At 53.9% G+C, this 2,002-nt stretch carries 3 protein-coding genes and 1 pseudogene; all 4 read right to left on the reverse strand.

Annotated elements, in window-relative coordinates; genetic code table 11:
- Window positions 1-227 (reverse strand): annotated as a pseudogene (locus tag SMC5_RS05260) (cysteine--tRNA ligase); the annotation flags it as partial.
- A gap of 96 nt (window positions 228-323) precedes the next feature.
- A complete protein-coding gene (gene rpsI, locus SMC5_RS05265; protein WP_119119894.1) occupies window positions 324-716 on the reverse strand; it encodes a 30S ribosomal protein S9 in 393 nt (130 codons plus the stop codon).
- 10 nt (window positions 717-726) lie between these two features.
- Entirely contained in the window at window positions 727-1,158 is a 432-nt protein-coding gene (rplM, locus tag SMC5_RS05270; protein ID WP_119119895.1) for a 50S ribosomal protein L13, read from the reverse strand.
- Between the two features lie 47 nt (window positions 1,159-1,205).
- A complete protein-coding gene (locus SMC5_RS05275; protein WP_119119896.1) occupies window positions 1,206-1,913 on the reverse strand; it encodes a tRNA pseudouridine synthase A in 708 nt (235 codons plus the stop codon).
- Window positions 1,914-2,002 lie beyond the last annotated feature (89 nt).

Consider the following 2,002-nt stretch of genomic DNA (forward strand, 5'->3'; position numbering starts at 1 on the left):
CGCCGAATGATCTTGTCGTCGATGTCCGTGTAGTTGCTGACATGGGTCACCACATACCCGGCGTGCCGGAGGTAGCGTTTCAGGAGATCGTAGACGACAGCCGTTCGCGCATGCCCGACATGTGCCGAGGCATACGGGGTAACCCCACAGACATACATCGCGATTCTGCCTGGCTCACGGGGCACGAGTTCGACGGTCTTTCGCGTCAGCGTATCGTGAATCCTCATCGTTGGTTTCCTCCACTACATAAGCGTACCTACAGGGTATCAAAAAAGGCAGCAGGCACAATGTCCTGCTGCCCCAGTAAAATGCGAGAAGTCTGTCTAACGTTTCCTGTACTGAGTAGCCTTGCGGGCGCCCAGGAGACCGTACTTCTTGCGCTCTTTGATACGAGCATCGCGCGTCAGGAGCCTGGCCTTCTTCAGAACCGGCTTGTTCTCCGGGTCCTGCTCAACCAGCGCACGGGCAATCCCATGGCGAACGGCTTCGGCCTGGCCATTGAAGCCACCACCGGCAACGCTCACGATCGCATCAAACACAGGCGTACCTCCCATGACTATAAAGGCGGCCATGGTTTTCATGGACACCGTCTGAACTGGAAAGTAAACCTCAACCGGCTTGCCATTTACAACGATCTTGCCGGTTCCAGCAACGAGATGAACGCGCGCAATAGCAGTCTTTCTCTTACCCGTTCCCCAAATCTGAGTGGTTGGCACAGCATCCTCCCTAATTAGCCTTGAACTCAACAGGCTTCTGAGCCTGATGAGGATGCTCGGGCCCCTGATAGACGCGCAGGTTGCTGAGCAGTTCCTTGCCAAGTGTGTTCTTGGGCAGCATGCCACGAACCACACGCTTGAGCAGGAAGTCTGACCGCGTCTCAAGCATCTTGTTCCAATTCGTGGCCTTCAGACCGCCTGGGTAGAAGGAGTGATGATAGTGCATAGTCTGCGTACCCTTCTTGGGATCGATTGCCAACTTCGAAGCGTTGATGACGATGACATTGTCGCCGACCATAGCATTCGGCGTAAACTCTGGTCTGTCCTTGCCATGAAGAATATTGGCAATGATCACCGCAAGTCGTCCAACACTCTGGTCTGTAGCATCAATCAGAATCCAGCGACGGGTAACCGTCTCTGGTCTAAAAAACGTTGTCTTCATTCATATCCTCCTGGTGAATTCTTTAGTAGATTACCACAAACCCGCGATTAGTCAACGCCTTNNACGTCGGGTCCGGCAAACGCATTGTTCCACATTTCGACACCGATCTTCCCTTGCCCGGCCTTGAGGACGAAGTACGCCATGCGGCGTACCATATGATACAGGAAATGATCACCCGAAACCATGAAGATAACCGCCTTATCCGTTTCAACGACATCAGTAGCGGTCAGTGTGCACGTCGTGTCCCGATGCGGCCTGCTTGGGTCGATGTTTCCGAACCCCTTGAAATCATGCGTTCCAAGCAGAGCATGCGCAGCCTCATTCATCGCATCGGTCTTGACGGGATACTCGAGTCGATACGCATAACGAGCAAGAAATGGGGTCCAGCCTCCTTCCTTGATGAACACGTAGGCATAGGTCTTTTTCACTGTAGAAAACCGGGCGCTGAAGTTGGCGCTCTCACGAACACAATTGCGAATGGTGAGCCACTCAGGCATCATGACGGGAAGTCGCCGTACGACGCGCTCATAAAGAACATCGTCGCGCAGAACGAAACTCACAACATTGTGAAGGGCGTGGACGCCTCTGTCGGTTCGTGATGCCCCAACAACAGGAATGTACGATCCACAAACGGCCTTCAGCGCTCCCTCAACGGTGCCCTGCACACTCACCAGAGACTCCTGCTTCTGGAATCCATAGCTGAACGAGCCGTCATAGGCTATGTCCATGCGCACCATTACAGGAACAGGCGCCATAGGATGACCCCGGACAAAGCAACCGCTGTTCCAAGAAGAATGAAGGCATCGACCGGCTGAAAGTGACGTGCATGATATCTCGTTCGGGG

This window comes from Candidatus Cryosericum odellii (assembly GCF_003570935.1).
GTDB lineage: Bacteria > Caldisericota > Caldisericia > Cryosericales > Cryosericaceae > Cryosericum > Cryosericum odellii.